Annotated in this window: 18 protein-coding genes and 1 pseudogene; 13 read left to right on the forward strand and 6 right to left on the reverse strand. The window is 61.5% G+C overall.

Annotated elements, in window-relative coordinates; all coding sequences use genetic code 11:
• On the forward strand, positions 1-90 hold a 90-nt coding region (locus JJD66_RS23975; RefSeq protein ID WP_200649198.1), incomplete at its 5' end, for an IS3 family transposase.
• A gap of 50 nt (positions 91-140) precedes the next feature.
• On the opposite strand, the gene pbpC is transcribed toward JJD66_RS23975, so the two are convergent.
• The gene (gene pbpC, locus JJD66_RS23980; protein ID WP_200649209.1) at positions 141-2453 is read right to left on the reverse strand and encodes a peptidoglycan glycosyltransferase PbpC; all 2313 of its coding nucleotides are present in this window, start codon (positions 2451-2453) and stop codon (positions 141-143) included.
• A 224-nt stretch (positions 2454-2677) separates the two neighbouring features.
• On the opposite strand from pbpC, the gene JJD66_RS23985 reads away from it, so the two are divergent.
• The gene (locus tag JJD66_RS23985; protein ID WP_003188208.1) at positions 2678-2971 is read left to right on the forward strand and encodes a hypothetical protein; all 294 of its coding nucleotides are present in this window, start codon (positions 2678-2680) and stop codon (positions 2969-2971) included.
• Positions 2972-3101: 130 nt separating this feature from the next.
• On the opposite strand, the gene JJD66_RS23990 is transcribed toward JJD66_RS23985, so the two are convergent.
• A complete protein-coding gene (locus tag JJD66_RS23990; protein ID WP_200649199.1) occupies positions 3102-7997 on the reverse strand; it encodes an alpha-2-macroglobulin family protein in 4896 nt (1631 codons plus the stop codon).
• A 299-nt stretch (positions 7998-8296) separates the two neighbouring features.
• On the opposite strand from JJD66_RS23990, the gene JJD66_RS23995 reads away from it, so the two are divergent.
• Both JJD66_RS23995 and JJD66_RS24000 read left to right on the forward strand, forming a co-directional pair.
• Positions 8297-9643, forward strand: coding sequence for an MATE family efflux transporter (locus tag JJD66_RS23995; RefSeq protein WP_200649200.1), 1347 nt, complete (start codon positions 8297-8299; stop codon positions 9641-9643).
• A 100-nt stretch (positions 9644-9743) separates the two neighbouring features.
• Complete coding sequence (locus tag JJD66_RS24000; RefSeq protein WP_034126424.1) at positions 9744-10070, forward strand: hypothetical protein; 327 nt, start codon at positions 9744-9746, stop codon at positions 10068-10070.
• Positions 10071-10150: 80 nt separating this feature from the next.
• Here JJD66_RS24000 and speA read toward each other — a convergent pair whose 3' ends face one another.
• From speA to JJD66_RS24020, 4 genes are all read right to left on the reverse strand, one after another.
• On the reverse strand, positions 10151-12064 hold the full coding sequence (gene speA / locus JJD66_RS24005; protein WP_096144003.1) for an arginine decarboxylase: 1914 nt from the start codon (positions 12062-12064) through the stop codon (positions 10151-10153).
• A 142-nt stretch (positions 12065-12206) separates the two neighbouring features.
• Complete coding sequence (locus JJD66_RS24010) at positions 12207-12578, reverse strand: translation initiation factor Sui1 (RefSeq protein ID WP_003188201.1); 372 nt, start codon at positions 12576-12578, stop codon at positions 12207-12209.
• A 182-nt stretch (positions 12579-12760) separates the two neighbouring features.
• Positions 12761-13297, reverse strand: a complete 537-nt coding sequence (locus JJD66_RS24015) for an NUDIX hydrolase (protein WP_198715487.1) — start codon at positions 13295-13297, stop codon at positions 12761-12763.
• Positions 13298-13299: 2 nt separating this feature from the next.
• Positions 13300-14367 carry a DUF2333 family protein gene (locus JJD66_RS24020; RefSeq protein WP_105225602.1) on the reverse strand — a complete coding sequence of 356 codons (1068 nt, stop codon included), beginning with the start codon at positions 14365-14367 and terminating at the stop codon, positions 13300-13302.
• Between the two features lie 298 nt (positions 14368-14665).
• Between JJD66_RS24020 and JJD66_RS24025 the strand changes: the two genes are divergently transcribed.
• The 9 genes and pseudogenes from JJD66_RS24025 to fis all read left to right on the forward strand — a co-directional run bounded on the left by JJD66_RS24025 (position 14666) and on the right by fis (position 25084).
• Positions 14666-16336, forward strand: a complete 1671-nt coding sequence (locus JJD66_RS24025) for a response regulator (RefSeq protein WP_198715488.1) — start codon at positions 14666-14668, stop codon at positions 16334-16336.
• A 1499-nt stretch (positions 16337-17835) separates the two neighbouring features.
• A pseudogene (locus JJD66_RS28560) lies at positions 17836-18351 on the forward strand (methyl-accepting chemotaxis protein); the annotation flags it as partial.
• Between the two features lie 442 nt (positions 18352-18793).
• Positions 18794-19249 (forward strand): type II 3-dehydroquinate dehydratase, encoded by a 456-nt coding sequence (gene aroQ, locus JJD66_RS24035; protein ID WP_073524980.1) that lies wholly within the window; start codon positions 18794-18796, stop codon positions 19247-19249.
• A gap of 24 nt (positions 19250-19273) precedes the next feature.
• Positions 19274-19738: an acetyl-CoA carboxylase biotin carboxyl carrier protein gene (gene accB / locus JJD66_RS24040; RefSeq protein WP_003188191.1), complete on the forward strand. Its 465-nt coding sequence runs from the start codon at positions 19274-19276 to the stop codon at positions 19736-19738.
• Positions 19739-19755: 17 nt separating this feature from the next.
• Complete coding sequence (accC, locus tag JJD66_RS24045; RefSeq protein ID WP_003188188.1) at positions 19756-21117, forward strand: acetyl-CoA carboxylase biotin carboxylase subunit; 1362 nt, start codon at positions 19756-19758, stop codon at positions 21115-21117.
• Positions 21118-21411: 294 nt separating this feature from the next.
• Positions 21412-22290, forward strand: a complete 879-nt coding sequence (prmA, locus tag JJD66_RS24050) for a 50S ribosomal protein L11 methyltransferase (RefSeq protein WP_034134793.1) — start codon at positions 21412-21414, stop codon at positions 22288-22290.
• A gap of 30 nt (positions 22291-22320) precedes the next feature.
• Positions 22321-23568 carry a DUF3426 domain-containing protein gene (locus JJD66_RS24055; RefSeq protein ID WP_200649202.1) on the forward strand — a complete coding sequence of 416 codons (1248 nt, stop codon included), beginning with the start codon at positions 22321-22323 and terminating at the stop codon, positions 23566-23568.
• A 185-nt stretch (positions 23569-23753) separates the two neighbouring features.
• On the forward strand, positions 23754-24767 hold the full coding sequence (gene dusB / locus JJD66_RS24060) for a tRNA dihydrouridine synthase DusB (protein ID WP_034126416.1): 1014 nt from the start codon (positions 23754-23756) through the stop codon (positions 24765-24767).
• Positions 24764-25084 carry a DNA-binding transcriptional regulator Fis gene (gene fis / locus JJD66_RS24065; protein WP_002555375.1) on the forward strand — a complete coding sequence of 107 codons (321 nt, stop codon included), beginning with the start codon at positions 24764-24766 and terminating at the stop codon, positions 25082-25084. The genes dusB and fis overlap by 4 nt, the downstream gene beginning before the upstream one ends.
• Positions 25085-25164 lie beyond the last annotated feature (80 nt).

Here is a 25164-nt window from a genome sequence, read left to right on the forward strand (position 1 = left end):
TACATCCAGTATTACAATCACTCGCGTATCAGACTGAAGCTAAACGGCCTGAGTCCTGTTGAATACAGAATTCAGGCCGCTCAGGCATAGATAGAAAATCGTCCAACTTTGTGGGGTCAGTTCACTCCGCGTGGGAACGATCAGTCGACAACGCTGAACTCGAGCCTGGCGGTTTGGCCGGCTTCATCCAATACGCTGAGCTGATAGCGGCCCAGCCGTTCAAAACTGGCATTGATGCTGTCCTGGTTCGCGCTGTCGCCCAACGGCGCCCCATTGAGGAACCACCAAAGCCGGCCACTGCCGCCCAGGGCGGAAATTTTCAGGCGCAAGGCTTGCTGACTGGCAGCGGGCAGACGCAATTGATCGCCCTCGCGCACTCCCACGATGGACAACGGCGACGCCGCAGCCAGCGCCGGCGGAGGGCAATCCGGGTCAGGCGCAGGAATGCGTGCTTCACGGCGTTCAATCCTTGGCAACCAGGGCTCCAGCGGCGCCGGCCACAGCGCGATGTTTTTGGGGGTTGCGCCAGGGCAATGGGCATCGACCCTCAAACCCTTGGGGTTAACCCAGATGCTTTCCATCAAGCCCACGCTCAAGGGTTGATCCAATGCCTGCAAGGTCGGCGGCGTGGTGTTGTCCAGGGTCCAGGCAAAACGCTGGCGGCGGCAATTGGGGTCGCTGCGGCTCATGGGCTGGCCCAGCGGCCAACAAATCGCTGCCACGCCGATATTGGCAGGCACCGGTTTGACTGGCGCACTGATGCCGCGCTGGCTGTCGCGGTTGGTCAGCACGTCATGCACCTGCAACATCAACGGCGCTGCCGACGCCAGGCCGAATTGCCCCGGTACCGGCGTGCCATCGGGCCGGCCGATCCATACGCCAATCAGATAACGCGGGCCCACGCCAATCGCCCAGGCATCGCGAAAGCCATAACTGGTGCCGGTTTTCCACGCCAGCACCGGCCGTTGGACCAGTTCGGCGCGCGGGTCGCGGTCGGGCCGTGCCTGGCCGCTGAGGATGCGCCGCACAATCCATGCGGCGCCGGGCGACAGCAACGGCCGCTCCCTGAGCGTATCGTCCGGCTGTAACCGCAGGCTGGCGCTCTTGCCATCACGGGCCAGGGCGCTGTAACCACTCACCAGTTCTTCCAGACGACTGCCCGCACCGCCGAGGATCAGCGCCAGGTTCGGCTCGGCCAATGCCGGCAACGCCAAGGGCATGCCACCGATGCGCATCTGTGCGGCAAAGCGCTTGGGCCCGTAGGCTTCCAGCAGTTGCACCGCAGGCAGGTTCAACGAACTGGACAACGCGGTGCTGGCCGGTACCGCCCCGGTAAAGCCCATGGAAAAGTTGCCAGGGCGGTAATCGCCATAGCGCCGAGGCACGTCCTGCAACAGCGATTCGGAGTGAATCAGGCCGTCATCCAACGCCATCCCGTAGAGAAAAGGCTTCAAGGTGGAACCGGGCGAACGCAGCGCGCTGATCATGTCCACATGGCCAAAGCGTTTGGTGTCATTGATATCCACCGACCCCAGGTAGGCGCGCACCGCCATGCTTTCTTCTTCCACCACCAGGATGGCCGCCGAGGTGTGCTCCGGCAGGCGTGCGCGCCAGCCCAACAGCAGGTCTTCGAGACGGCGTTGCAAGGTGGCATCCAGAGTGGTGCGAATCAGTGGCGGGCTGTCGGGGCGATTCAGGCGACGTGCGAGCAAGGGCGCCAGGCTCGGTTCCAGGCGAGGGGCGAGCAACAGGGGTTCTTCCAAGGCTTCATCCACCGCCGATTGCGGCCATACCTGAAACTCGGCCAGGCGGCGCAGCACTTTGTCCCGGGCCTGCTGGGCGCGCTGCGGATGACGGTCCGGGCGCAAACGGCTCGGCGCCTGGGGCAATACCGCGAGCAACGCGGCTTCGGCGTGGGTCAGTTGTGATGGCGACTTGCCCAGGTACGCCCAACTCGCTGCCGCCACGCCCTGCAGCGTACCGCCGAAGGGCGCGCGATTCAGGTACAGGTTGAGGATTTCGTCCTTGGACAGGTGCCACTCCAACTGCGCGGTACGCCACAGCTGGCGTAACTTGCCGTGCAGGGTGCGTGAGTGTGGGTCGAGCAGGCGCGCAACCTGCATCGACAAGGTGCTGCCGCCGGACACCACTCGCGCGCCGCTCAGGTTTTGCCAGGTCGCGCGCACCAGCGCCAACGGGTTTACGCCGGGGTGTTGGTAGAACCAGCGGTCTTCATAGGTGAGCAGCGCGTCGAGGTAATAGGGTGAGACTTCGCGGGTTTGTACCGGGTAGCGCCATACGCCATTGGCATCGGCAAATCGCCACAGCGGCGTGCCATCTTCGGCCAGCACCACCCGCGCCAAGTCGTCCTGGGGAAGGGGCAAGGGCCAGATACGATCGGCCAGCCATAGCAGGGCAACCACCAACACCACACAACCCAAAGCCCAGCGCAATAACTGTGGGAGCTGGCTTGCCTGCGATAGCGCAGGATCAGTCAACTTATCCACAACTGCCCCACCGCTATCGCAGGCAAGCCAGCTCCCACATTGGGCCGCGTACATCTGCAGGTGATTAAACTAAAACTCAAACGGGCAAACCTCTATGCTTGCAGGGAACTCGCCTGCGTTATCGACAACCAAAGGCACAGTTACGCCCACCTTCTCATCAGGACACGCACATGCAGGTAGAAAGCTTTTTCGAATGGTTGGGCCAGGCGCTCGGTTCCGTCATCCGTTTTATCGTCGACGGGCTCAGCGGTTTGTTCGGGGCCTTGACCCACGCCGGCGGCAACTTTATCGACGGCCTGTCGCGCACCTTGGGCATGGACACCTCGATCATCAGCATCATCACTCTGATCGTCGGGTTGCTCTTCCTGTACTCGGCGGTACGCGCCTTTATGCGGGCCTCGATTATCGTGGGGATCATCTGGCTGATGCTGGGGCTGTGGTTGCTTAGCTGGGTCGTACACTGACATCACAACCACTCGACTCCCCCTGTAGGAGCGAGCTTGCTCGCGAAGAACTCAAAGGCGCCGCGTTGATTCAGGAAACACGCGTTCTCGTTGACGTTTTTCGCGAGCAAGCTCGCTCCTACAGTGTCTTTCAGCGGCCCTTGATCACCATATCCACCGGCGTCTCGCCCACCGCCTGCCAGTTCGGCCGATACATCGACTCCACTTGCGGCGGCGGCACGCGGTAGGTTCCCGGTGTCACCGCCCGTGCCAGGTACAACAAGTGCGTGGTGCCATAGCCATCCAGATTCATCGCCGCCACATAGCGGTCGTCCCGGAACTCCTGATGCTTGAGCGATGCGTTCTGCATCGACTCGCGCCACTCCTTCACCTGGCTGCTGGCGTTCTCCAGGCTCGCTGCGCTTTGTGCCAGGTTCTGGTTTTCCAGTTCCAGGCCGGCGGGCAGCAAGTCCACCACCAAGGCATCCGGCACGCGTTGCTTGGCACTGACGGCCAGGTGCACCAGCACCAGGTCGCCGCTGTTGAGGCTGCGCAAATTCAACGGCTGGCCATTCATGCCCAGGTATTCGCGGCGAATACTCAGGTTCTCGCCACCCGGGGCAGGCGGCACTTGTGGGTAACCCGAGATTGTCAGTTGCTGGTAGACCGGTACATCGCTTTGATTGGTCAGGCTCAAATTGCCGGAAAGCAGTTTGCCTTCCAGGTTGAGCGTCGACTGTTGGTTGTTCAGCTCATGCTCCCCGTCGCTGCCATCCAAGAGCACCTTCCACGCCGATTCGGGCTGGGCGAAACCCAGCCGCCCGGCCAGGAACAACGAGTTGCGCTCCTGGGTCGACAGATAGGGGCTGGCCGCCAACTGGTCCGACAAGGTAAACAGGCGCTCTTCACGCGTGCCCTTGGCCAAGTCATTTTCCTCCAGCAACGCCAGAATCATCGCCTGATCGCGCAACGGGCTGCCGTAGTCGGCCAGCCACTCCTTGGCACTGCGCTGCGCCGCCAAACCGGCGAGCAAGGCTTGATCGGCACGCGGCTGGTCGCCCATTTTCTGCAGGGCGATGGCCAACTGCACCAACGGCAAGCCGGAGCGTGCGTCGCTGCGCCGTTCGAACAGACTGCGCAACGCACCCAACGGCGCCTGCTGACTGCGCGCCAGCACCATACCGGCGTAGGCCTGTACGGCGAAACGCGTGTGCTCGGCGTTGTCGCTGTAATCCACCTCGATCAGGTTACGTTCCTGCACATACCGCAGCAGGCGCTCGCTGGCCTTCTTCAAGGCTTCAGGCGGTACTGCAAAACCCTGGTCGCGGGCGCGCAGCAGGAAGTCGGTGACATACGCAGTCAGCCAATATTCTTCCTCGCCATCAGCGCCCCACAAACCGAAGCTGCCGTTGTAGCGCTGCATGCCCAGCAGGCGCTCGATGCCCAACTCTATCTTGCGCTTGCGCTCGGCATCCGGCTCGCCCTTGATGCTCAGGCGCTTGAGCAGCGCGTCGTCGGCGTACAGCGACGGGTACAAGCCACTGGCGGTTTGTTCCAGGCAGCCATAGGGGTACGCCTTGAGCGCACTGATCTGTGCGCCCAGGTTCAACGGCGGCCGGCTCGACAGGCTCAACAGCGCCTCACGCCCCGAGGCATCGAACTGATCCAGCGCACCCGCCGGCAAGCTCCACGGCTGATCCTTGATCACGGCGCGGTAATGCTTGAGCAAGGCCGGGTACGCCGGGCGTACGCCCAGGGTCCATTCACGGCTGAACGGCGGCAGGTTTTCCCCCGGCAGGTCCAGGCCGTTGACGGTGACCGTGACCTTGCCCTGGCCGAGCCCGCCCCAGGCTTGTACCGGAATACGCAGGGTGGTGCGCTGACCTTGCTTGAGCTCCACCGATTGCGCGCCACTGTTGACCAACTGCAACTGACCTTGCGCGGTCAATTGCACATCGAGTTTCTGGGCCTTCCCCGACAGGTTGGAGAGGTCCAGGGCCAAGGTGGTCTGGTCGCCTCCTGCCAGGAAGCGCGGCGCCGACAACTCGGCAATCAGCGGGGCGGCAATCACCGTCTTGCCTTCCGCCATACCGTAGCGATCATCGCTCCAGGCTTGGGCCATCAGGCGCAGTTCGCCGTTGAAGTCGGGGATATTGACGCTGACTTCGCCCTCGCCTTTGTCGTTCAGAGTCACCGGGGCGCTTTGCAGGGCGACGATGGTTACGCTGGTGTCCGGGCGTTTGCCGCCTTTGGCCAACGCCGCGTCGCCACCAAATGCCAGGCTGGCCAGGCGCCCTTGGCCGGCTTCAATCAACTGGCCGTAGATGTCGAATTGGTCGACGCCATAGGCTTTGCGGCCGAACAGACTGGCGTACGGATCGGGCGTTGGGAACTCGGTGATATTGAGGATGCCCACGTCCACTGCCGCAAGCAGTACGTGCACCTTTTGAGGCACACTGCCATCGGCGTTTTTGGCGGCGATCTTCACCGTCAGCGGTTGTTTGGGGCGCATTTTTTCAGGTGCAGTGAGGGTCAGGCCGAGTTTACGCTGGGTGCGATCCAGCGGCAGGTGCAGCAAGCCCACGGCGCGTTTAGGCGTGATATTGGCTTTGCGCTCGCCGGGACGAATCACCAGGGCGCTCACATACAGATCGTGGCGCGACCATTTCGGGTCGAGCTTCACCGCAAAGCTTTTGCCTTCGGCCGGTACGTCGATCTCCTGCCACCACAGCGGGCCTTCGGCAGACTCCACCAACAGGTAGCCTTTACCGGCAGCCGGTGGCGTGACGGTGACGTTGGCGGTGTCGCCATCGCCATAGGCGGGTTTGTCCAACGCCAGCTTGACCTGGTCGGGGCGCACGGCGCCGCCTTCGGTGTTGTCCTGGGCCTGGTAGCCGGCCCAGAAACGCAGGCTGCTGACCAGCCCGGTCTGCGGGTCTTCGACCTCCACGCGGTAAGGGCCCCACTCCACCTGGAAGCTGACCTTGGCGGTGTCGCCCGCCTTGATGTTCAGGCTCTGCTCATCGAGGTTGAGGAATTTCTCGTTGAAGTGGTAGCTCCAGCCGTCATTCTCCGAGTAGTTCCAGTAGTAGTCGCGGCGCTCACGCACCAGGCGCACCTTGAGGTCTTGCGCGGCCAGTTTCTGACCGTCCTGGTTGGCCACCAGCACTTCGAATTCCACCGGGCCATCGCCGTTGGTTTCCTTGCCGTCAAACAGGCCACGCAGGCCCGGCAATTGCTCGGCCGGCCAGATCGGCTGCACCAGGCGCCGGGTGATCGGCCGACCGCCGGACTCCTGCAGGCTGGCTTGCACAATCAGTTGCAACGGCGACTTGGCCTCGGCCCACTTGCTTTCCAGGGTCAGCGCTTGCTCGCCATTGGCGTCGAGTACGCTTTCGTCCAGTTCGAAATCCTGGCTCAGCTCTTCTTCAGTGACGGAACCGAACTGGTAGCCCGGCAGGGATTTGACCGCCTCACGCAGTGGCCGCACGTACACCTGGCCACTGACGCGGTTACCGGATGCGGGCGCGCCGTAGAGATAACGACCGTTGACCTGGATGACCGGGTTATCCGCCGGGCTCAACGCCGTGTCACTGCCCTTGAGTTCCAGCGCCAGGCGTTCGGGCAGGAAGTCTTCGACGAGAAATTCATAGAGTTGCGGCTTACCGTCACCGAGGTCGAACACCAACTGCCAGCGCCCGGTCGGCGCCTCGCCAGCCAGCTGCAACGGGTATTGATACAGGCCCGACGCGTCGGCCTCCCACACGAACTTGCGGCTCACCTGTTCATCCGGGCGCCGCACTTCGACGCTCACCGGCTGAGGCTTCACCGCCTTGCCATCCTTGTCACGCAACAGCGCGTTGAGCAGCACGGTTTCGCCGGGGCGATACAAATCACGCGGGCCGAACACAAAGAACTGCAATGGGTGGGACGGTTGCCCGCCGATATCGAACTCCGCCAAATCCAGCGCGGCGCTGTCCAGGCGCAGCAGGCTGGTTTGCTCGCCCTGCTTGGCCAGTAACACCTGGGCTTTTTTCGGCAGCGGCAACTCGGCGTGGCCACCGTCTTCGGTCTTGCCCTGGCCGAGCACGCGGCCTTCGGCATCGAGGATTTCCAGTTCGACGCCGTTCAGTGCCTTGCCGCCTTCCAGGGCCTGGGTAAACACATCCAGGCGATTGGCATAGCGGTGCACGGATAGGCCGATATCACTCAAGGTGAACAGGGTGGCCGGTTGCGAATAGTTGTAGGTGCCCGAAGCGCGCATCACCGCGAGGTACACGCCCGGCTGCTGCAACTGCTTGAGGCCGGCAATCGGTAGCAACAGGGTTTCACGGGTATTGCGCGCCGGGTTCAGATCGAAACGCCCGCCGTACACCAGTTCGGCCATTGGCAGCAGTTCACGGGACTCATAGCTTTGCAGGCTGGTATTACGCCCCCACTGCGCCAGGAACGACGGCAGGGATTCGGGTTTGATCCGAAAGAATTCCACGTCGATCTTGTCGACATTCAACGCGATCACCGGCAGGCCCTCGGCCAGGCGCGTCGGCAACAGGGTGCCACGGCTGGCGAAGCCGACGGTGGCTTGCAGGTCGCGGGTTTCCAGGCGGGCGCTGTATTCGGCGGCGAGGGTGTTGCCGTTGACTGCCTTCACCCCTGCGTCCACGGTCAGCACCAGTTTGCGCTGCGGTTCAAGGTGGCGCAGGCGCAATTCCATCAGGTTATCGGACAGTTCCCAGGCGCCATCGACCTTGCCGGACTTGCTGTCTACCAGGTGCAGCTTGTCGGCGAATTTCTGTTCGGGGTCCAGCGCAATGGAAAAACTCACCGACAGCGTGCTGGCCCCATCCAACTGCACCTCGGACACATCCACCACGCTCAGCTCACGTCCGGCATAGCGTTGCTTCAACGCTGCCACGTCCACCGCCGCTTTCACCGGCTTCGGCGCTGCCGCCACGGTGGGCGCAGACGGTGCAGCGGGTTTATCGGAAGAATCGCAAGCGCTCAGCAGGGCCAGCGCGCAGGCCAGGAACAGTCCTTTGTTAAGCATGGGGCACTCATAGTCAGAGGGAACCGAGGGGTGAACTATATATCAGCGCCGACCAAGCTGCTGCGGCGCCGGTCACATTGACCGACGGAGGGGCGGTTGGTTCTAGGTGGGCATGAAGCCAAGCCAAATCCCACAGCCACTGGCGATCAAACGGTGGGAGCTGGCTTGCCTGCGATAGCGGTCTTTCAGCCGATATCTTCACTGGCTGACCCACTGCTATCGCAGGCAAGCCAGCTCCCACATTGGTTCTGCTGTGTGGCGGGTTGACGGTTACAATGGCGCTCCACCAAGGAGCCTTCATGACCGCCCTGCTCGCCGACTGGCGCCACCGCCCCACCCATCGCCGCGTCTGGGCCCTGGCCGCGCCGATGATCCTGTCGAATATCTCGGTGCCCTTGGTGGCTCTGGTGGACAGCATGGTCATCGGTCACCTGCCCCACGCCCACCAACTGGGTGCCGTGGCTGTCGGCGCCAGCCTGTATACCTTCCTCGCCTGGGCCATGGGTTTCCTGCGCATGGGCTCCACCGGGTTCGCCGCCCAGGCCGCCGGGCGCAACGATGGTGCAGCGCTGCGGCAAATCCTGTTGCAAGGCTTGCTGTTGGCGCTGGGGCTGGCGATGCTGCTGGGTACCGTGGGCATTCCCCTGAGCCATCTGGCCCTGGAATGGATGCAGCCCTCGCCCGAACTGAACCAACTGACCCGCGAGTTTTTCCACACCCGCCTGTTCGGCCTGCCCGCCGCTCTCGCCAGTTATGCACTGGTCGGCTGGTTCCTCGGCACCCAGAATGCACGAGCGCCATTGGCGATTTTGCTGACCACCAACCTGGTCAACATCGCGCTTAACCTATGGTTCGTCCTCGGGCTGGACTGGGGCGTGGTCGGCTCCGCCCGAGCCTCGGTGATCGCAGAGTGGACCGGCGCCCTGCTCGGCCTGGCGCTTACGCAAAAAGCCCTGCGTGCCTACCCCGGGCATATCGCCTGGGCCGCGCTGACACTGTGGCAAAGCTGGCGACCACTGCTGGCAGTGAACCGCGATATCTTTATTCGCAGCCTCGCCTTGCAGTCAGTCTTTTTCATGATCACGGTGCAAGGTGCACGGTTGGGGGACGCTACCGTTGCAGCCAATGCGCTGCTGCTCAATGGCCTGTTGCTGACGGCACATGCCCTGGATGGCCTGGCTCACGCGGTCGAGGCTCTGTGCGGCCACGCCATCGGCGCACGTGACCGGCAAGCGTTACGGCGGTCATTGGTGGTTGCCTGTGGTTGGTCGCTGATCGCCAGCGTGGTTTTCGCCCTGCTGTTCACCCTCGGCGGCCATCTGTTCATCGCCATGCAAACCGATATCCCCAGCGTGCGCGAAACCGCCGATATCTACCTGCCCTACCTCGCGGTATTGCCGTTGATTGCGGTGTGGAGCTATTTGCTCGATGGGCTGTTTATCGGTGCAACGCGGGCGCGGGAAATGCGCGATGGGATGTTGCTGACGGTGCTGCTGGTACTGCCGATTGCCTGGGCCTTGCAGGGGCTGGGCAACCACGGCCTGTGGATAACTTTTTTGCTGTTCATGGCGGTACGCAGCTTGATCCTGGGGGCGATTGCCTGGTGGTTGAGCACGCAGAATCGCTGGCTGAGCGATACCCGCTGACACGAGCCCCTACCTGTTACTTCTGACAGGTTACAAGCCGATTTTTCAAGCGTTGAATAGCGGTGGGCAACCTCCCCTGCTTACGCCAAGGAAAATCGCTATGAATATCAAACGACAAACAGGCATCGTCACCCTTTGGGTAATCGCCACGCTGACTACCGCAGGCTGCACGGCGCCATCGAACTCAACAGCGCAGCCGGCCGGGACACTGCGGGTGGAGAACCAAATGGCCGGTGAGTACACACTCGTGGTGATACATGGGACTGAACAGCACAGAATCACCAAAGGCGAATCAAAGGACCTGACAATCGATGGAAAAGAGGTGCTCCTGTCGCGCCTCAACAGTCAGGGCACAATAACGCAGATAGCCCTCAACGCTCACTCAGAGAGCAAATGCCCAGTGACGCAATGCTTGCTCGTAAGGTGACTTGATCAACGTCGTGCCAATGCAGTCGGCCTCACAGGAACTAAATGAACACTCGCTCAGTTCCAGTGAGGCCGCGCGACTCAAGAAGACAAGTAAGAAGAACGAGTCAACCCAAGACGCAACGCATCCAGGAACTGGGTACGCTCGGACGCCGAGATCTTCGCGCTCGCGCACTTGTCGCGGTAGTGCGTCATCAACTCTTCCGGCGACAAGTGCACATAGCGCAGCATGTCTTCGATGGTGTCGTGAGTCTCGATCCCGGCGCTGTACACCGAACCGTCTTCACGCTGGTAGATGTTCACCGAGTCGGTGTCACCGAACAGGTTGTGCATGTCGCCCAGGATTTCCTGATAGGCGCCGACCAGGAAGATACCCAGCAGGTAGTCCTCGCCTTCGTTCAAGCCGTGAACCGGCAGGCTGGTTTCGATGCTCTGCTCGTCGACGTATTGCTTGATCTTGCCGTCAGAGTCGCAGGTCAGGTCTTGCAGCACGGCGCGGCGCAGCGGCTCTTCGTCGAGGCGGTGCAGCGGCAGGATCGGCAAGACCTGGCCGATGGCCCACGTATCCGGCAAGCTCTGGAATACCGAGAAGTTGCAGATGTACTTGTCGGCCAGCTTGTCGTTGAGTTCGTCCAACACCTGGCGGTGCGAGCGCTGGCGGGCTTTCAACGAGTTGTGCAGGCGGCGGCACACCGCGAAGTAGCACTGTTCGGCCAGGGCTTTTTCGGCCAGGGTCAGTTTGCCGTCGGCGTACTGGGTGGCCACGTCGCTCATGTAGTGGGTGGCGCGCCAGTAGGTTTCGGTGACCATCTCGATGTCGGTCGGGCCCAGCAGGTCCACCAGCCATTGCACGGTTTCCGGCAGGCTTTCCTTGTTTTCGATGGTCGGGATTTCGTCGTTGTGCTTCTCGACGTCAGTGACCTGTACCACCAGCATGGCGTGGTGAGCGGTGAGGGAGCGACCGCTTTCAGAGAAGATGTTCGGGTGCGGCAGGCTCTGCGCATCGCAGAATTCCTTGAGCATACCCACTACCACACCGGCGTAGTCGTCCATGTCGTAGTTGATCGAGCTGGCGTTACGCGAGTGGGTACCGTCGTAGTCCACGCCCAGGCCGCCGCCGACGTCGATATGGTCCACCGGCAGGCCGAGGTTGCGCAGTTCGCCGTAATAACGAATGGCTTCCTTGAACCCGTGCTGGTAGTCGGCCAAGTTGGCGATCTGCGAACCCATGTGGAAGTGCAGCAGGCGGATGCCCTGGTCCAGGCCGGCTGCGCGGAAGCGCTCGACCACTGACAGCAACTGGGCTGCAGACAGACCGAATTTGGATTTCTCGCCACCGGTGTCCGCCCACTTGCTCGATGCCAGGGACGACAGGCGCACACGCAGGCCCACCTGCGGCTTGACCTTGAGGCTGGCGGCCTCTTCGATCACCAGCTCGACCTCGGATTCTTTCTCGATGACGATGAAAACGTTGTGACCGAGTTTCTGGCCCATCAACGCCAGGCGGATGAACTCGCGGTCCTTGTAACCGTTGCAGACGATGGTGCCGCCCTTCGGCGCCAGGGCCAGCACGGCCAGCAGCTCAGGCTTGGAGCCGGCTTCCAGGCCGATGGAAACGTTCTGGGTGGCAATGATGTTCTCGATCACCGCTTCCTGCTGGTTCACCTTGATCGGGTACAGCGCGGTGTACTTGCTCTGGTATTCCAGGCGCTCGATGTTGGCATCGAAGGCACCGGTCAATTGGCGCACGCGGTCTTGCAGGATATCGGGGAAGCGCACCAGCAGCGGCAACGACAGGCCGCTTTTGCGCAACTCATCGACTTGCTCGTACAGGTCGACGGGCGTGCTGTTCGGGCCGTTCGGACGGACTTCTACGCGACCGGCTTCATTGATCGCGAAATACCCGGCCCCCCAATGGCGAATCCCGTAAACACTGCGGCTGTCCGCAACTGTCCATTGGCTGCCATCGTCTTTGCGTGTGCGTCGTACGGACATCGAAGTCCCCTATAAATGAAGGCGAAGGCGCCACCTCTCGCGGAGGCTGGCGCAGTCTAAAGAATGAAAATGACGATTTGCCTGCAAGGGAAGTAGACCCCACTGGCAGGACAGAGTTTAGCCACAGGTTGGGAAGAGGCTTTCAGCCGCCGGACTTCTTGGCCTTGTACCCGAGCTTGATCAGCTCGGCCAACAGCAACTCGACGTGATCGCCCTGAATCTCGATAACCCCGTCTTTCAACGCGCCACCGGTGCCACAGCGCTTTTTCAGCGAGGTGGCCAATTCCTTCAGGGCTTCTTCAGCCAGGGGCACGCCGGTGATAGTGGTCACCGTCTTGCCGCCACGGCCTTTGCTCTCGCGACGCACGCGGGCAATACCGTCGCCTTCGGGGATCAGGGTCTGTTTGCAGGTGCACGAATCCACGGGCTGACGACAGTCCGGGCAGTGTCGACCTGCGTCGGTGGAAAATACCAGGCCACCAAGGGCGGCGAAGGATGCGGCTTTTTTGGCCACCGGCAATCCTCTCGGGAGGATGAAGACTGATCGGCGCCGCACAAGGCGGTGACCGACCGCGAAGCCCCACTCAGGCAGGGGCAGCGCTACCGAACCGCTAATGTGGTTCGGGTGAAAAGGCGCGCAGTGTAACGGCAAAAAGCCGACTTGCTAAGAGCCAAATGGCGCCATTTTTTGCAACTTTAGCGACGCGAGGCCAGATAGCGCCGCAAGCCTTCCTGGGCGTCCGGGCAGTAGGGCTTTTGTTCGGCCTCTTGCTGGATGATTTCGATGCTTAAAAACCGCGCTTCCATGACCTCCTCGGGCTGCAGGCGCAGGGGGCCATCCCAGACGGCAGAGTAGGATTTGCACCAAAGCCGACTGTCGCCATCCTCAAAATAGAAATGGTCATGTTCGGTCAAGGGCACACCGCTGACGCCCAATTCCTCTTCCAACTCGCGGGCTGCCGAAACGGCATAACTCTCACCTTTGGCCACCATCCCACCCGCCGCCGTATCCCAATACCCTGGATACAACGCCTTGCTCAGCGTGCGCCGGTGCACACACAGCTCGCCTTTGGAATTGAACAGGAAGATAAACGTGCAGCGGCCGATCAAGCCGCGCTGGCGCAGGTCGGACCTGACCAGGTGACCGAGCAGGTGGTCCTGCTTGTCGACCCAGCAGATCAGTTCAGCGTCGGAGGCCGCTCGGTGTGCGGCCTCCTTTTGAGTCGCGTCCATTATCAACCCTGGTTGAGGAGCTGACGCAAGTCGATCACTGCAGCGTTTGCCCGGGAAATATAGTTGGCCATCACTAGCGAATGGTTCGCCAGTACGCCGAAGCCACTGCCGTTAAGAATCATAGGACTCCATACCGGTTCTTGCGAGGCCTCCAACTCCCGAATGATCTGGCGCACGCTGACGGTGGCATTTTTCTTGGCCAGTACGTCGGCAAAATCGACTTCGATGGCACGCAGCAGATGGGACAGCGCCCACGCCTGGCCGCGTGCTTCGTAAAACACGTTGTCGATCTGCATCCATGGGGTTTCCACCACTTCTTCATCGACCTGCGGCACTTCACCCGGCGCCAGCGTCTCGGTTTTCAGCGCAGTGTTCAACTTGACCCGGCCTACGCTGGCGGATAGGCGCTGGGACAGCGAGCCCAAACGTGTGGCCACATCGCCCAGCCAGTTGTTGAGGTTGTCGGCACGCGCATAAAACAGCGCGCCGCGCTGGTTCGGGTCAGACAGGCGCGCTTCGTAGCGGCTCAGGGAATTGATGCCTTCCTGGTATTCCGACTCACTGGATGGCAGCACCCAACTCTTGTTATCGAAGTTGAAGCGCGGCTCGGCCTTGGCCAAGTCAGCGTCTTCAGCCGACTGCGACTGGGAGCGGGCGAAGTCTTTACGCAGGGCGCGGGTAAGGTCACGCACCTGCACCAGCACGCCGTATTCCCAGCTCGGCATGTTGTCCATCCACAAGCCTGGCGGGAAACGGTCGTTGGAGATGTAGCCGCCTGGCTTGTTCAGCAAGGTGCCAACCACGGTCTTGAGGGTTTCGACGGTGGTGTAACCCACCACCATCTGCTTGCCTTCCTTCTCGGCGGCAAGCTGGGCATTTTGCTGCACCGGAAACAGCGCCGGCTCTTGGCTCCAGTACCAACCCAGGCCACCGGTGACCAGCAGGTACAAGCCGATGATGCTGAGCAACGCCCGGCTCATCAGCAGGTTGCGAAAATAGCTGCGATTGGCCGACTTGGGCTCAGGGGCGGGGCCTTTGGCACTGCCTTCGCGGTTTTTCCAGTCCAGCATGGCGATATCCTTTCAATCACTTGAGTTCATGCACGTCAATTGTCCGGGTGCGTTCAGACATTCCGACCACAACCCTACCCCATCGTGCCCATCGGTGCGGGGCTTTTACACGAAACTGGCGCACCAGCGCGCTTGGACTATAAAGGATGCACGCGATTTACGCTGCGCGACCCACTGGTCAATAACTGAATGGCAGGCACGCAGACTTAATTGACGTATGACACTCATCTATCAGAAAAGAGGTGCTAGCATAGAGCCATCAGTCGACCTCAGCATGCACCCTCACAGTAGTCAGGATATGACCGAGTCAGAAGACCCCAGCCGCGAGCGTCTCAAGCAGCACTTTGCCCAGCGGGTAATTCATCAGGCACGTCAAATTCTCGAGATCTGGCAGCGCCTGCAACGCAGCGAGTGGTCGAACGCCGACTTTTCCGAACTCAGCGAAGCCAACCTGCGCCTGCAACGCTTCGCCGAACGCTTCGAACAGCCCGAACACACACAACTGGCACGGCATATCAGTGAATCCTTGCAGGCCGTGGACGAGAACCGTGGCCGTCTGAGCAGCCAACTGATCACCGAGCTCAACCGCTTGATGCAACGCCTGTCCCGCACCGGCCTGCGCCAGGGCGATCAGCTTGAGCAAACCTTCCTGCCGCCAATGCGCAAGCCGATCTATGTGATGCTGGCCGACCATGACCGCGCCGAACGCCTGGCCAAGCAGTTGGAGTTCTTCGGCATGGGCGCCCACGCCCTGGACAGCGTCGCCGCCTTTCGCGCGTCCATGGCCGAGCGTTTGCCGTCGGCGATCGTGATGGACGTGGACTTCTGCGGCACGGGCCTGGGCCTGAAGCTCGCGGCAGAGGCCCAGGAGGGCCTGGAGCAAAAGCTGCCGCTGTTGTTTTTCAGCCTGCACGAAACCGACACCCCGACACGCCTGGCCGCCGTACGCGCCGGCGGCGAAGAGTTCCTGACCGGCACCCTGGAGGCCTCAAGCCTGCTGGAAAAGATCGAAGTGCTAACCTGCGCGGCCCAGTACGAACCGTACAAAGTGCTGATCATCGACGACTCGCGGGCCCAGGCGCTGCACACCGAACGCCTGCTCAACAGTGCCGGCATTGTCACCCGCACCTTGACCGAACCGATCCAGGCCATGGCCGAGCTGGCGGATTTCCAGCCCGACCTGATCATCCTCGACATGTATATGCCTGCCTGTACCGGCACCGAACTGGCCAAGGTGATTCGCCACAACGACCGCTACGTCAGTGTGCCGATCATTTACCTGTCGGCTGAGGACGACCTGGATAAACAGCTGGATGCGATGAGCGAGGGCGGTGACGATTTCCTCACCAAACCGATCAAGCCGCGTCACCTGATCACCACTGTGCGCAACCGCGCGTCACGTGCGCGCAACTTGAAGGCACGGATGGTGCGCGACAGCCTGACCGGGCTGTACAACCACACGCATATCCTGCAACTGCTCGAAGATTGCAGCTTCCGCGCCCGCCGCGAGAACAAGCCCTTGAGCTTTGCCATGCTCGATATCGACCACTTCAAGCGCGTCAATGACAGCCACGGCCACCCCATGGGCGACCGGGTGATCAAGAGCCTGGCACTGTTTCTCAAGCAGCGTTTGCGCAAGACCGATTACATCGGCCGCTACGGCGGTGAAGAGTTCGCCATCGTGATGCCCGACACCGACCTGGAATCGGCCTGCAAGGTGCTGGACGACATTCGTCGGCGCTTTGCAGAAATCCACTACCCCGCCCAACCGCAGGATTTGTGGTGCACCTTCAGCGCCGGCCTGGTGGAGCTGTGCGACGGTTCCGACAGCCTGATGATGGCCGCTCAGGCTGACGAAGCGCTTTACCGCGCCAAGGACGCCGGACGCAACCGCGTGCAAGCCGCTCGCACATCAAAGCAAAGTGCCATCTTTTCACCAGAATCCACCGATTCGGTCATAACGCTGTAATACAAACGCAATAAATTCAGGCGCTTATCTCTTGCCGTCGGTTGAAACCCCGCATGCGCCTGAAGCTGCTGACCAATCTCAATACCCTTCTGCTGGTGGCTGTGTGCCTGGCCCTCGGGGCGACACTGTGGTGGTCGCAACGGGCGCTGGAGCGCCCGTACTTGTTGATGGAGCGCTACCTCGGGTTGTCCCAGGTCTTTCAAAACCAGGCTGCCCGTAACATCGAGGACTACTTGGCCAGCGGCGATGCCCTGCGCCTGAGCAGTGCCACCCAGAGCCTGGAAAGCCTGCAGCTTCAATTGGGCGAACTGCCGCCCGACTTGGCGCAAACCCTGCGCCCCAGCCTCATGGACCTGGAGACTTTCAGCAAGACCGACCTGTTGGCCGCCGGTAAATTGGCTGGCGACCCGCAAGCCCTGTTGCTGCAAGCCGAACGTGAACTGGGCGCGAACCTGGAGCAACTGAGCCAGTACGCCAGCGGCGTCAATTCCGCGGAGGCTGCGCGCTATCTGTCGCCGCTGCTCGCCGCCTCACAGCACCTGGGCAAACTGTCCCTGGCCCGCGACAAGCTGGTCAGCAGCGGGCGCGCCGAGTTGGCTGCGGATGTCGAGCGGGAGGTGAATAACCTGCGAATCCAGGCCGACTTGCTCGCGCAACTGCCCCTATTGGGAATAAAGGCCAGCGGAGAATCCAACACCGATGATTTTTCCGCGTTGATGGGCCTGGAAAATACCGAAAAAACCGAAGCCCAGGACACCGGCGTCGACCTCAAGCGCGAACTCAACAGCCTGTTGACCCGCTACCCCGCCGAACTCCAACGCACCCGTGAACAGATTCAGCAACGCAGTGACCTTGCCGCCAGCACCCACCTGAAAATCACCAACGTACAACAGGCCATCACCGGCCTCGAACCCGTGGTGCGCGCGCAACACGCGAAGATTCAGGGTGAAGTGCGTGTGATGCAGGGGGTGATGATTGGCCTGATCCTGCTGATCGCATTGCTGATCGATACCCTGCAACGCCGCCTGGCGCGCGTGCTGACCAACTTGGCACCAGCCTTGTCGACCTGGGCGGAAGGCGACTTCAGCCAACCGATTGCCCTGGGCAAGACCAATCGTGAACTGCACGATATCGAGGCCTCCCTTAACCGCCTGCGCGCCTACCTGGTGGATCTGGTCGGCACCATCCGTGGCAATGCAGAAGAAGTGGCAGGCAGCAGCCGCGCCCTGGCCGAACTGAGCAGCGGCCTGCACGACGGCGCCGAGCGCCAGGCCGGCGACACCGCGCAAATCCGTGACTCCCTGGGCGAGCTGGAAGCCACCATCCAGCAAGTCGCCGGGGATGCCAGCCAGGCCGCTGGGGCCAGCCGCAGTGCGGGCCAGGCGGTGGAGCAAGGGCAGCGTGTGATCGGCCTGAGCCTCACCGGGCTGCATGCGCTGGTAGGCGAAGTGCAGCAAAACGCGCAGATGATCGAGAAACTTGCCGAAGAGTCCGCCACCATCGGCGGCGTGCTCACGGTGATTCGCTCGATTGCCGACCAGACCAACCTGCTGGCGCTCAACGCCGCTATCGAAGCCGCCCGCGCCGGTGAAGCCGGACGTGGTTTCGCCGTGGTAGCCGACGAAGTGCGCTCCCTGGCCCAGCGTACCGCCGGCGCCACCGCCGAAATCCAGGGCCTGATCGCCGGCCTGCAAAGCGCCGCGCACCAGTCGGTAGAAGGCATGCGCGCCCAGGTCGAACACGCCGAAGCCACCGCCCAGCAGGCCCAGGCGGCGGATGGCGCGCTGGATGAAATCGTCGGGGCGATCCAGACCATCTCGGATACCGCCGTACGCATTGCCGATGTGACCGCACAGCAGAGTGGCGCCGTGAGCGAGATACGCGACAACAGTGAGCGGATTCATCAATTGGGTGAGGATAATTTGCTGCGTATTGGCCAGGGCCGTAGCCAGGGCGAGCGCCTGCTGGTACTGGGCGGGCAATTGACTACCGCCGTGCAAGCCTTCCGCGTCTAACCCGATCTGATGCTCCATGAAGACCAAAATGAGGAAGCTGGCTTGCCTGCGATCCAATCAACTCGGTGATTCAGGCGAACCGAGTCGATACCTTCGCAGGCAAGCCAGCTCCCACATTTGGATCGCGGGGTGTCAGGTAGACAGGCGCCGGTTGTCAGGCCTTCACGGGAGCAAGCTCCCTCGCCACAGGGTCAGTGTCGTACCGAAGTGGTATAGATACCTACGCTGCGATAGCGCAGGATCAGCCAACTCGTTCGCCACTGACACACCGTCATCGCCGGCAAGCCAGCTCCCACACTGACCGAACGCAGGCTCTTGGTCACAAATTTTGCGCAATCCTCGCTAATCGTGCCGGCTACTGCATAGAACTGGACAGTCACAAAGGCTTTGCGGCATAGTCGCCGGGTTCTGACGCACCCACACCAATAACAAGGAACAGCCAATGGCGACCTTACTGGTTCTCCACGGACCCAACCTGAACCTGCTTGGCACCCGCGAACCGGGCGTCTACGGGGCAGTGACCCTGGACCAGATCAACCTCGACCTGGAAAAGCGGGCCCGTGTTGCCGGCCACCATTTGCTCTACCTGCAAAGCAATGCCGAGTATGAATTGATTGATCGCATCCATGCCGCGCGCGGCGAAGGTGTGGACTTTATTCTGATCAATCCCGCCGCTTTTACGCACACAAGCGTTGCATTACGTGACGCGCTGCTGGCGGTGAGCATCCCATTCATCGAAGTGCATTTATCGAACGTGCACAAACGCGAAGCTTTCCGCCATCACTCTTACTTCTCCGACGTAGCGGTAGGAGTGATCTGCGGCCTTGGCGCCAGCGGTTACCGACTGGCCCTGGAGGCCGCCCTGGAACACATTGAAGAACAGGCTAAACGCCCCTGACCGACCCTTGGGAGTTGATGATTCATGGATATCCGTAAAGTTAAGAAACTGATCGAACTGCTGGAAGAATCCGGTATCGACGAGCTGGAAATCAAGGAAGGCGAAGAGTCCGTACGGATCAGCCGTCACAGCAAGACCCCGGCCCAACAGTTCTACGCGCCACAGATGCAAGCACCGGCGCCAGCCGCTGCAGCTCCGGCTGCCGCACCTGCCGCCGCCGCTGCACCTGCCGCCCCAGCCGCTCCTGCGCTGAATGGCTTCGTGGTCAAGTCGCCAATGGTCGGTACTTTCTACCGCACCCCGGCACCGACCTCGCCAGCCTTCGTTGAAGTGGGCAAGACCGTGAAAGTGGGCGACACCATCTGCATCGTTGAAGCGATGAAAATGATGAACCACATCACCGCGGAAAAAGCCGGCGTCATTGAATCCATCCTGGTAGAAAACGGTCAGCCGGTTGAGTACGACCAGCCGCTGTTCACCATCGTTTGAACCGCGGAGCGCCTTCGATGTTGAAACCTGCGAAGAAACTGCAAAAAGTCCTGATCGCCAACCGCGGCGAGATCGCGCTGCGTATCCTGCGCGCCTGTAAGGAAGAGGGCATCAAGACCGTCGCTGTTTACTCGACGGCCGATACCGAATTGATGCACGTGAAACTGGCGGACGAAAGCATCTGCATCGGCCCGCCACTGGCCACGAACTCGTACCTGAAAGTCTCGAATATCATCGCCGCGGCAGAAGTGACCGGCGCCGATGGCATCCACCCGGGCTACGGCTTCCTCGCGGAAAACGCCGACTTCGCCGAACAAGTGGAAAAATCCGGGTTTGCCTTCATCGGCCCGAAAGCCGAAACCATTCGCCTGATGGGCGACAAGGTCTCGGCCAAGGACGCCATGATCGCGGCCGGCGTGCCAACCGTTCCAGGCTCCGATGGCCCACTGCCTGAAGACGAGGAAACCGCTCTGCGCATTGGTCGCGAAGTCGGCTACCCGGTGATCATCAAGGCCGCCGGTGGCGGTGGTGGTCGCGGCATGCGCGTGGTGCACAAGGAAGAAGACCTTATCGAAGCCGCCAAGCAGACCCGCTCCGAAGCGGGCGCCTGGTTCGGCAACCCGATGGTCTACCTGGAGAAGTACCTGACCAACCCACGTCACGTGGAAGTCCAGGTACTGTCCGACGGCCAGGGCCACGCCATCCACCTGGGTGATCGCGATTGCTCGCTGCAACGTCGTCACCAGAAAGTGTTGGAAGAAGCTCCGGCACCGGGCCTCGACGAAAAAGCCCGCCAGGAAGTCCTGGCACGCTGCGTCAAGGCGTGCATCGACATCAACTACCGTGGCGCCGGTACCTTCGAGTTCCTCTACGAGAACGGTCGCTTCTACTTCATCGAGATGAACACTCGTGTGCAGGTAGAGCACCCGGTGTCGGAGATGGTCACCGGTATCGACATCGTCAAGGAGATGCTGAGCATCGCCGCCGGTAACGTGCTGTCCTTCACCCAGGACGACGTGAAGATGCACGGCCACTCTCTGGAGTGCCGCATCAACGCCGAAGACCCGAAAACCTTTATCCCAAGCCCTGGCCTGGTCAAGCATTTCCACGCGCCCGGCGGCAACGGTGTACGTGTGGATTCGCACCTGTACAGCGGCTACAAGGTTCCGTCCAACTACGACTCGCTGATCGGCAAGCTGATCACCTGGGGCGCCACTCGCGACGAGGCCATGGCCCGTATGCGCAACGCCCTGGACGAAATCGTGGTCGACGGCATCAAGACCAACATCCCGCTGCATCGGGATCTGGTTCGTGATGAAGGCTTCTGCGAAGGTGGTGTGAACATTCACTACCTGGAACACAAGCTGGCCAACCAGTAAGTGCTCCACCCAACAAAACCGCCTTCGGGCGGTTTTGTTGTTTATGGGCCCCGATAACACCACAAAGCCCTGTGAGAGCAGGCTTGTGTGGGAGCTGGCTTGCCTGCGATGGCATCACCTCGGTCCGGCAGAAAAACCGAGGTGCCTGCATCGCGGGCAAGCCCGGCTCCCACACGAGCTCCACATTTAAACAGTGTGCTGCCTGTGGTGTCGTCTTCTGCCCTCCGCTCGCGTAAACTTGCGCGCTTTCGCGGCCTGCCCGCCGCACATTCATTTTTTTCAAAGGTGCCCGCCATGCCTTGGCTGCAAGTCCGTCTCGCCATCAGCCCAGAACAAGCCGAAACCTACGAAGACGCGTTCCTCGAAGTGGGCGCCGTGTCGGTGACCTTCATGGATGCCGAAGACCAGCCGATTTTCGAGCCGGAACTCAACACCACGCCGCTGTGGTCCCACACCCACTTGCTGGCCCTGTTCGAGGACGGCACCGACGCCGCCGCCGTGCTGGCCCATATGGAACTGCTCACCGGCGGCCCGCTGCCCGAGCATCACAGCGAAGTCATCGAAGACCAGGACTGGGAACGCAGCTGGATGGACAACTTCCAGCCCATGCGTTTCGGCCAGCGCCTGTGGATCGTACCAAGCTGGCACGCCGCGCCCGAGCCAGACGCCGTCAACCTGCTGCTGGACCCGGGCCTGGCGTTCGGCACCGGCACGCACCCGACCACCGCCCTGTGCCTGGAATGGCTGGACGGCCAGGACCTGACCGACAGCAACGTACTGGACTTCGGTTGCGGTTCGGGGATCCTGGCCATCGCCGCCCTGCTGTTGGGCGCCAAGGAGGCCGTGGGCACCGATATCGACGTGCAGGCCCTGGAAGCCTCCCGCGATAACGCCGGGCGCAACAACATTGCCGAAGGCAAATTCCCACTCTACCTGCCTGAGGACCTGCCCCAGGTTCAGGCCGATGTGCTGGTGGCCAATATCCTCGCCGGGCCACTGGTGTCGCTGGCGCCGCAACTGTCGAGCCTGGTCAAGCCGGGCGGGCGCCTGGCGCTGTCGGGCATCCTCGCCGAGCAGGGCGAAGACGTGGCTGCGGCCTACGCCAAAGACTTCGAGCTGGACCCGATCGCCAACCGTGATGGCTGGGTACGCATCAGCGGTCGTCGGCGCTAGAATGAGCGCTTGCCTGAATCGGATGGCCGCATGACCGACAGTTTCGTCACCCAGTGCCCACATTGCCAATCGCGCTTTCGCGTCAACCACGCTCAGTTGAGCGTGGCCCGCGGCGTGGTGCGTTGCGGCTCGTGCCTGCAAGTGTTCAACGCCGCCCGCCAGTTGCTGGAGCAACGCGCCCAGGCGTCTGCGCCGGAACCTGAAGCGCCGACAACCCCCGAACCGATTGGCGAAGCACCTCCCGAGCCACCACGGGCCATCAGCCAGAAACAGTGGACGGCCGAAGAGCTGGACCTGGATAACCTGGACAAGGAACTGGCCAAGCTGGAACGTCGCGAGATCCAACATACCCAGGCCTTGGGTGCGGAACGTCGCCAGCCAGGTGCCGACCGCCGGCAAAAGGAAGAGTCCTTCAGCGCCAGCCGCGATACGGTCAAGGCCGAGGAAGAAAAGTGGGCGGCCAGCCTGTTCAGTGAGCCCCCCGAAGAGCGCGCCCAGGCACCAGAAGAAGAGCCCGAGCCCGTTAAGGCACCTGCGTCCAAACAGCGCACCGAACCGTCCATGTCGGCCCACGTCGACGAACTCGATGACGAACCAGCTCTGCACGCTCCTACCGTGGATGACGACCTCGACCCGCCGCTGACACCCACCCGCGACGAGCACGATGAGCCTGAACCCGAAGACCGCACGCAGCCGCGCCGCAAGCGCACGCGAACGGAGGCTGGTGTACACGACGAGTTGCTCCAGGACCTGGAAGACGACCCCCTGCACCTGTATGCGCAGAAGCGTCCGTCAGGCTGGGGTCGCCGTCTGGTCTGGATATTGTTGGTGGTACTCGCCGCCGCAGGCCTGGCCGGCCAGTACATCGCCTACCAATTCGACGACGTGGCCCGCCAGGACGCCTACCGTCCCTGGTTCCAGGCGCTATGCCCGAAACTGGGGTGCACCGTGCCATCGCGGGTCGACATTACCCATATAAAGAGCAGCAATCTGGTGGTGCGCAGCCACCCCGAATTCGCCGGGGCGCTGGTGGTGGATGCCATCATCTATAACCGCGCGACCTTCTCCCAGCCCTTCCCGCTGCTGGAGCTGCGCTTTGCGGACTTGAACGGCAGCCTGATTGCCAGTCGTCGCTTCAAGCCCGCCGAATATCTCAGCGGCGAGTTGGCTGGCGTCAGCGAAATGCCCTCGCAGACGCCGATCCACATCTCCCTGGACATTCTTGATCCGGGCAATAGAGCCGTGAACTACAGCCTGAGCTTCCACTCGCCCGAGTAAAACGGCGCGCCCACCGAGGTTTGACGGCGGATTATTGACTTGACCGCCGTCGACCAAACCGATGGCGATAAAAAAGTAACTGTTCAGATTTTATCCAATTCAGCCTTTAACCAGTCATCGAGAGCGGGTATCATGCCAACCCTTTTTCGAACTCTAATGATCCGGCCCCACAACAGGGAAGTCCTATGTCGGCGGTACGCATCGGCCCATACACATTGCAAAACGGCTTGATCCTCGCCCCAATGGCGGGTGTCACCGACCAGCCCTTTCGTCAGCTGTGCAAGCGTTTGGGCGCGGGTCTAGTAGTCTCTGAAATGGTTACCAGCGACATGAGTCTGTGGAACACCCGCAAGTCGCGGATGCGCATGATCCACGAAGGTGATCCCGAGCCACGCTCGGTGCAGATCGCCGGGGGCGATGCGCAGATGCTGGCGGATGCCGCACGGGCCAATGTGGAGCTGGGTGCACAGATCATCGACATCAACATGGGCTGCCCGGCCAAGAAGGTTTGCAACAAGGCCGCCGGTTCCGCACTGTTGAAAGATGAGCAGTTGGTCGCCGAGATCCTGCAGGCCGTTGTTGGCGCAGTGGATGTACCGGTGACCCTGAAGATTCGTACCGGTTGGGACCGGGACAACAAGAATGGCCTGACGGTGGCGAAGATCGCTGAACAGGCAGGCATTACAGCGCTGGCGGTGCATGGCCGTACCCGCGCCGACCTTTACACCGGTGAAGCCGAGTACGACACCATTGCCGCGATCAAGCAGGCCGTGTCGATGCCCGTCTTTGCCAATGGCGACATCGACAGTGCCGAGAAAGCCCGGCGCGTGCTGCACGCGACCGGTGCCGATGGCTTGTTGATTGGCCGGGCCGCCCAGGGGCGGCCGTGGATTTTTCGTGAAATCGAGCATTTCCTGCGTACCGGTGAAGTCTTGCCGGCACCAGAGTTGGTCGAGGTGGAACGTATTCTGCTAGAGCATCTGGCCGCCCTGCACGCCTTTTATGGGGACGTGATGGGAGTACGCATTGCTCGCAAGCATGTCGGCTGGTATCTCGCCACCTTGCCGGGCGCCAAGGAATTCCGCGCTCAGTTCAATCGTTTGGATGAAACGCAGGCACAGGTCGCCACCGTTCGTGAGTTCTTCGCCGGACGCGACAAGAGCCTGGGAACAGGGGATGGAGAAGGGGTGGCCGCATGACGATGATGACCGAGACTTTAGTGAGTGGAACAACACCCGTGAGCGACAATGTCAATTTGAAACAGCACCTCAACACGCCGAGCGAAGAAGGCCAGACCCTTCGCGGGAGTGTCGAGAAGGCGCTGCACAATTATTTCGCCCACCTTGAGGGCGCTTCCGTCACGGATGTGTACAACCTGGTGCTCTCCGAAGTCGAGGCGCCCTTGCTCGAAAGCGTGATGAACTACGTCAAGGGCAACCAGACCAAAGCCAGTGAGCTGCTGGGCCTCAACCGTGGCACCTTGCGCAAAAAGCTCAAGCAGTACGATTTGCTGTAAGCATTCAATCAAACCAGAAAGGCGCCCGCGTAGAACCGGTCGCCTTTTTTGCTGACTTCCTTTGCTTTTGATGGAAATTG

Source organism: Pseudomonas sp. MF6751 (assembly GCF_016613265.1).
In the GTDB taxonomy this organism is placed as follows: domain Bacteria; phylum Pseudomonadota; class Gammaproteobacteria; order Pseudomonadales; family Pseudomonadaceae; genus Aquipseudomonas; species Aquipseudomonas fluorescens_BV.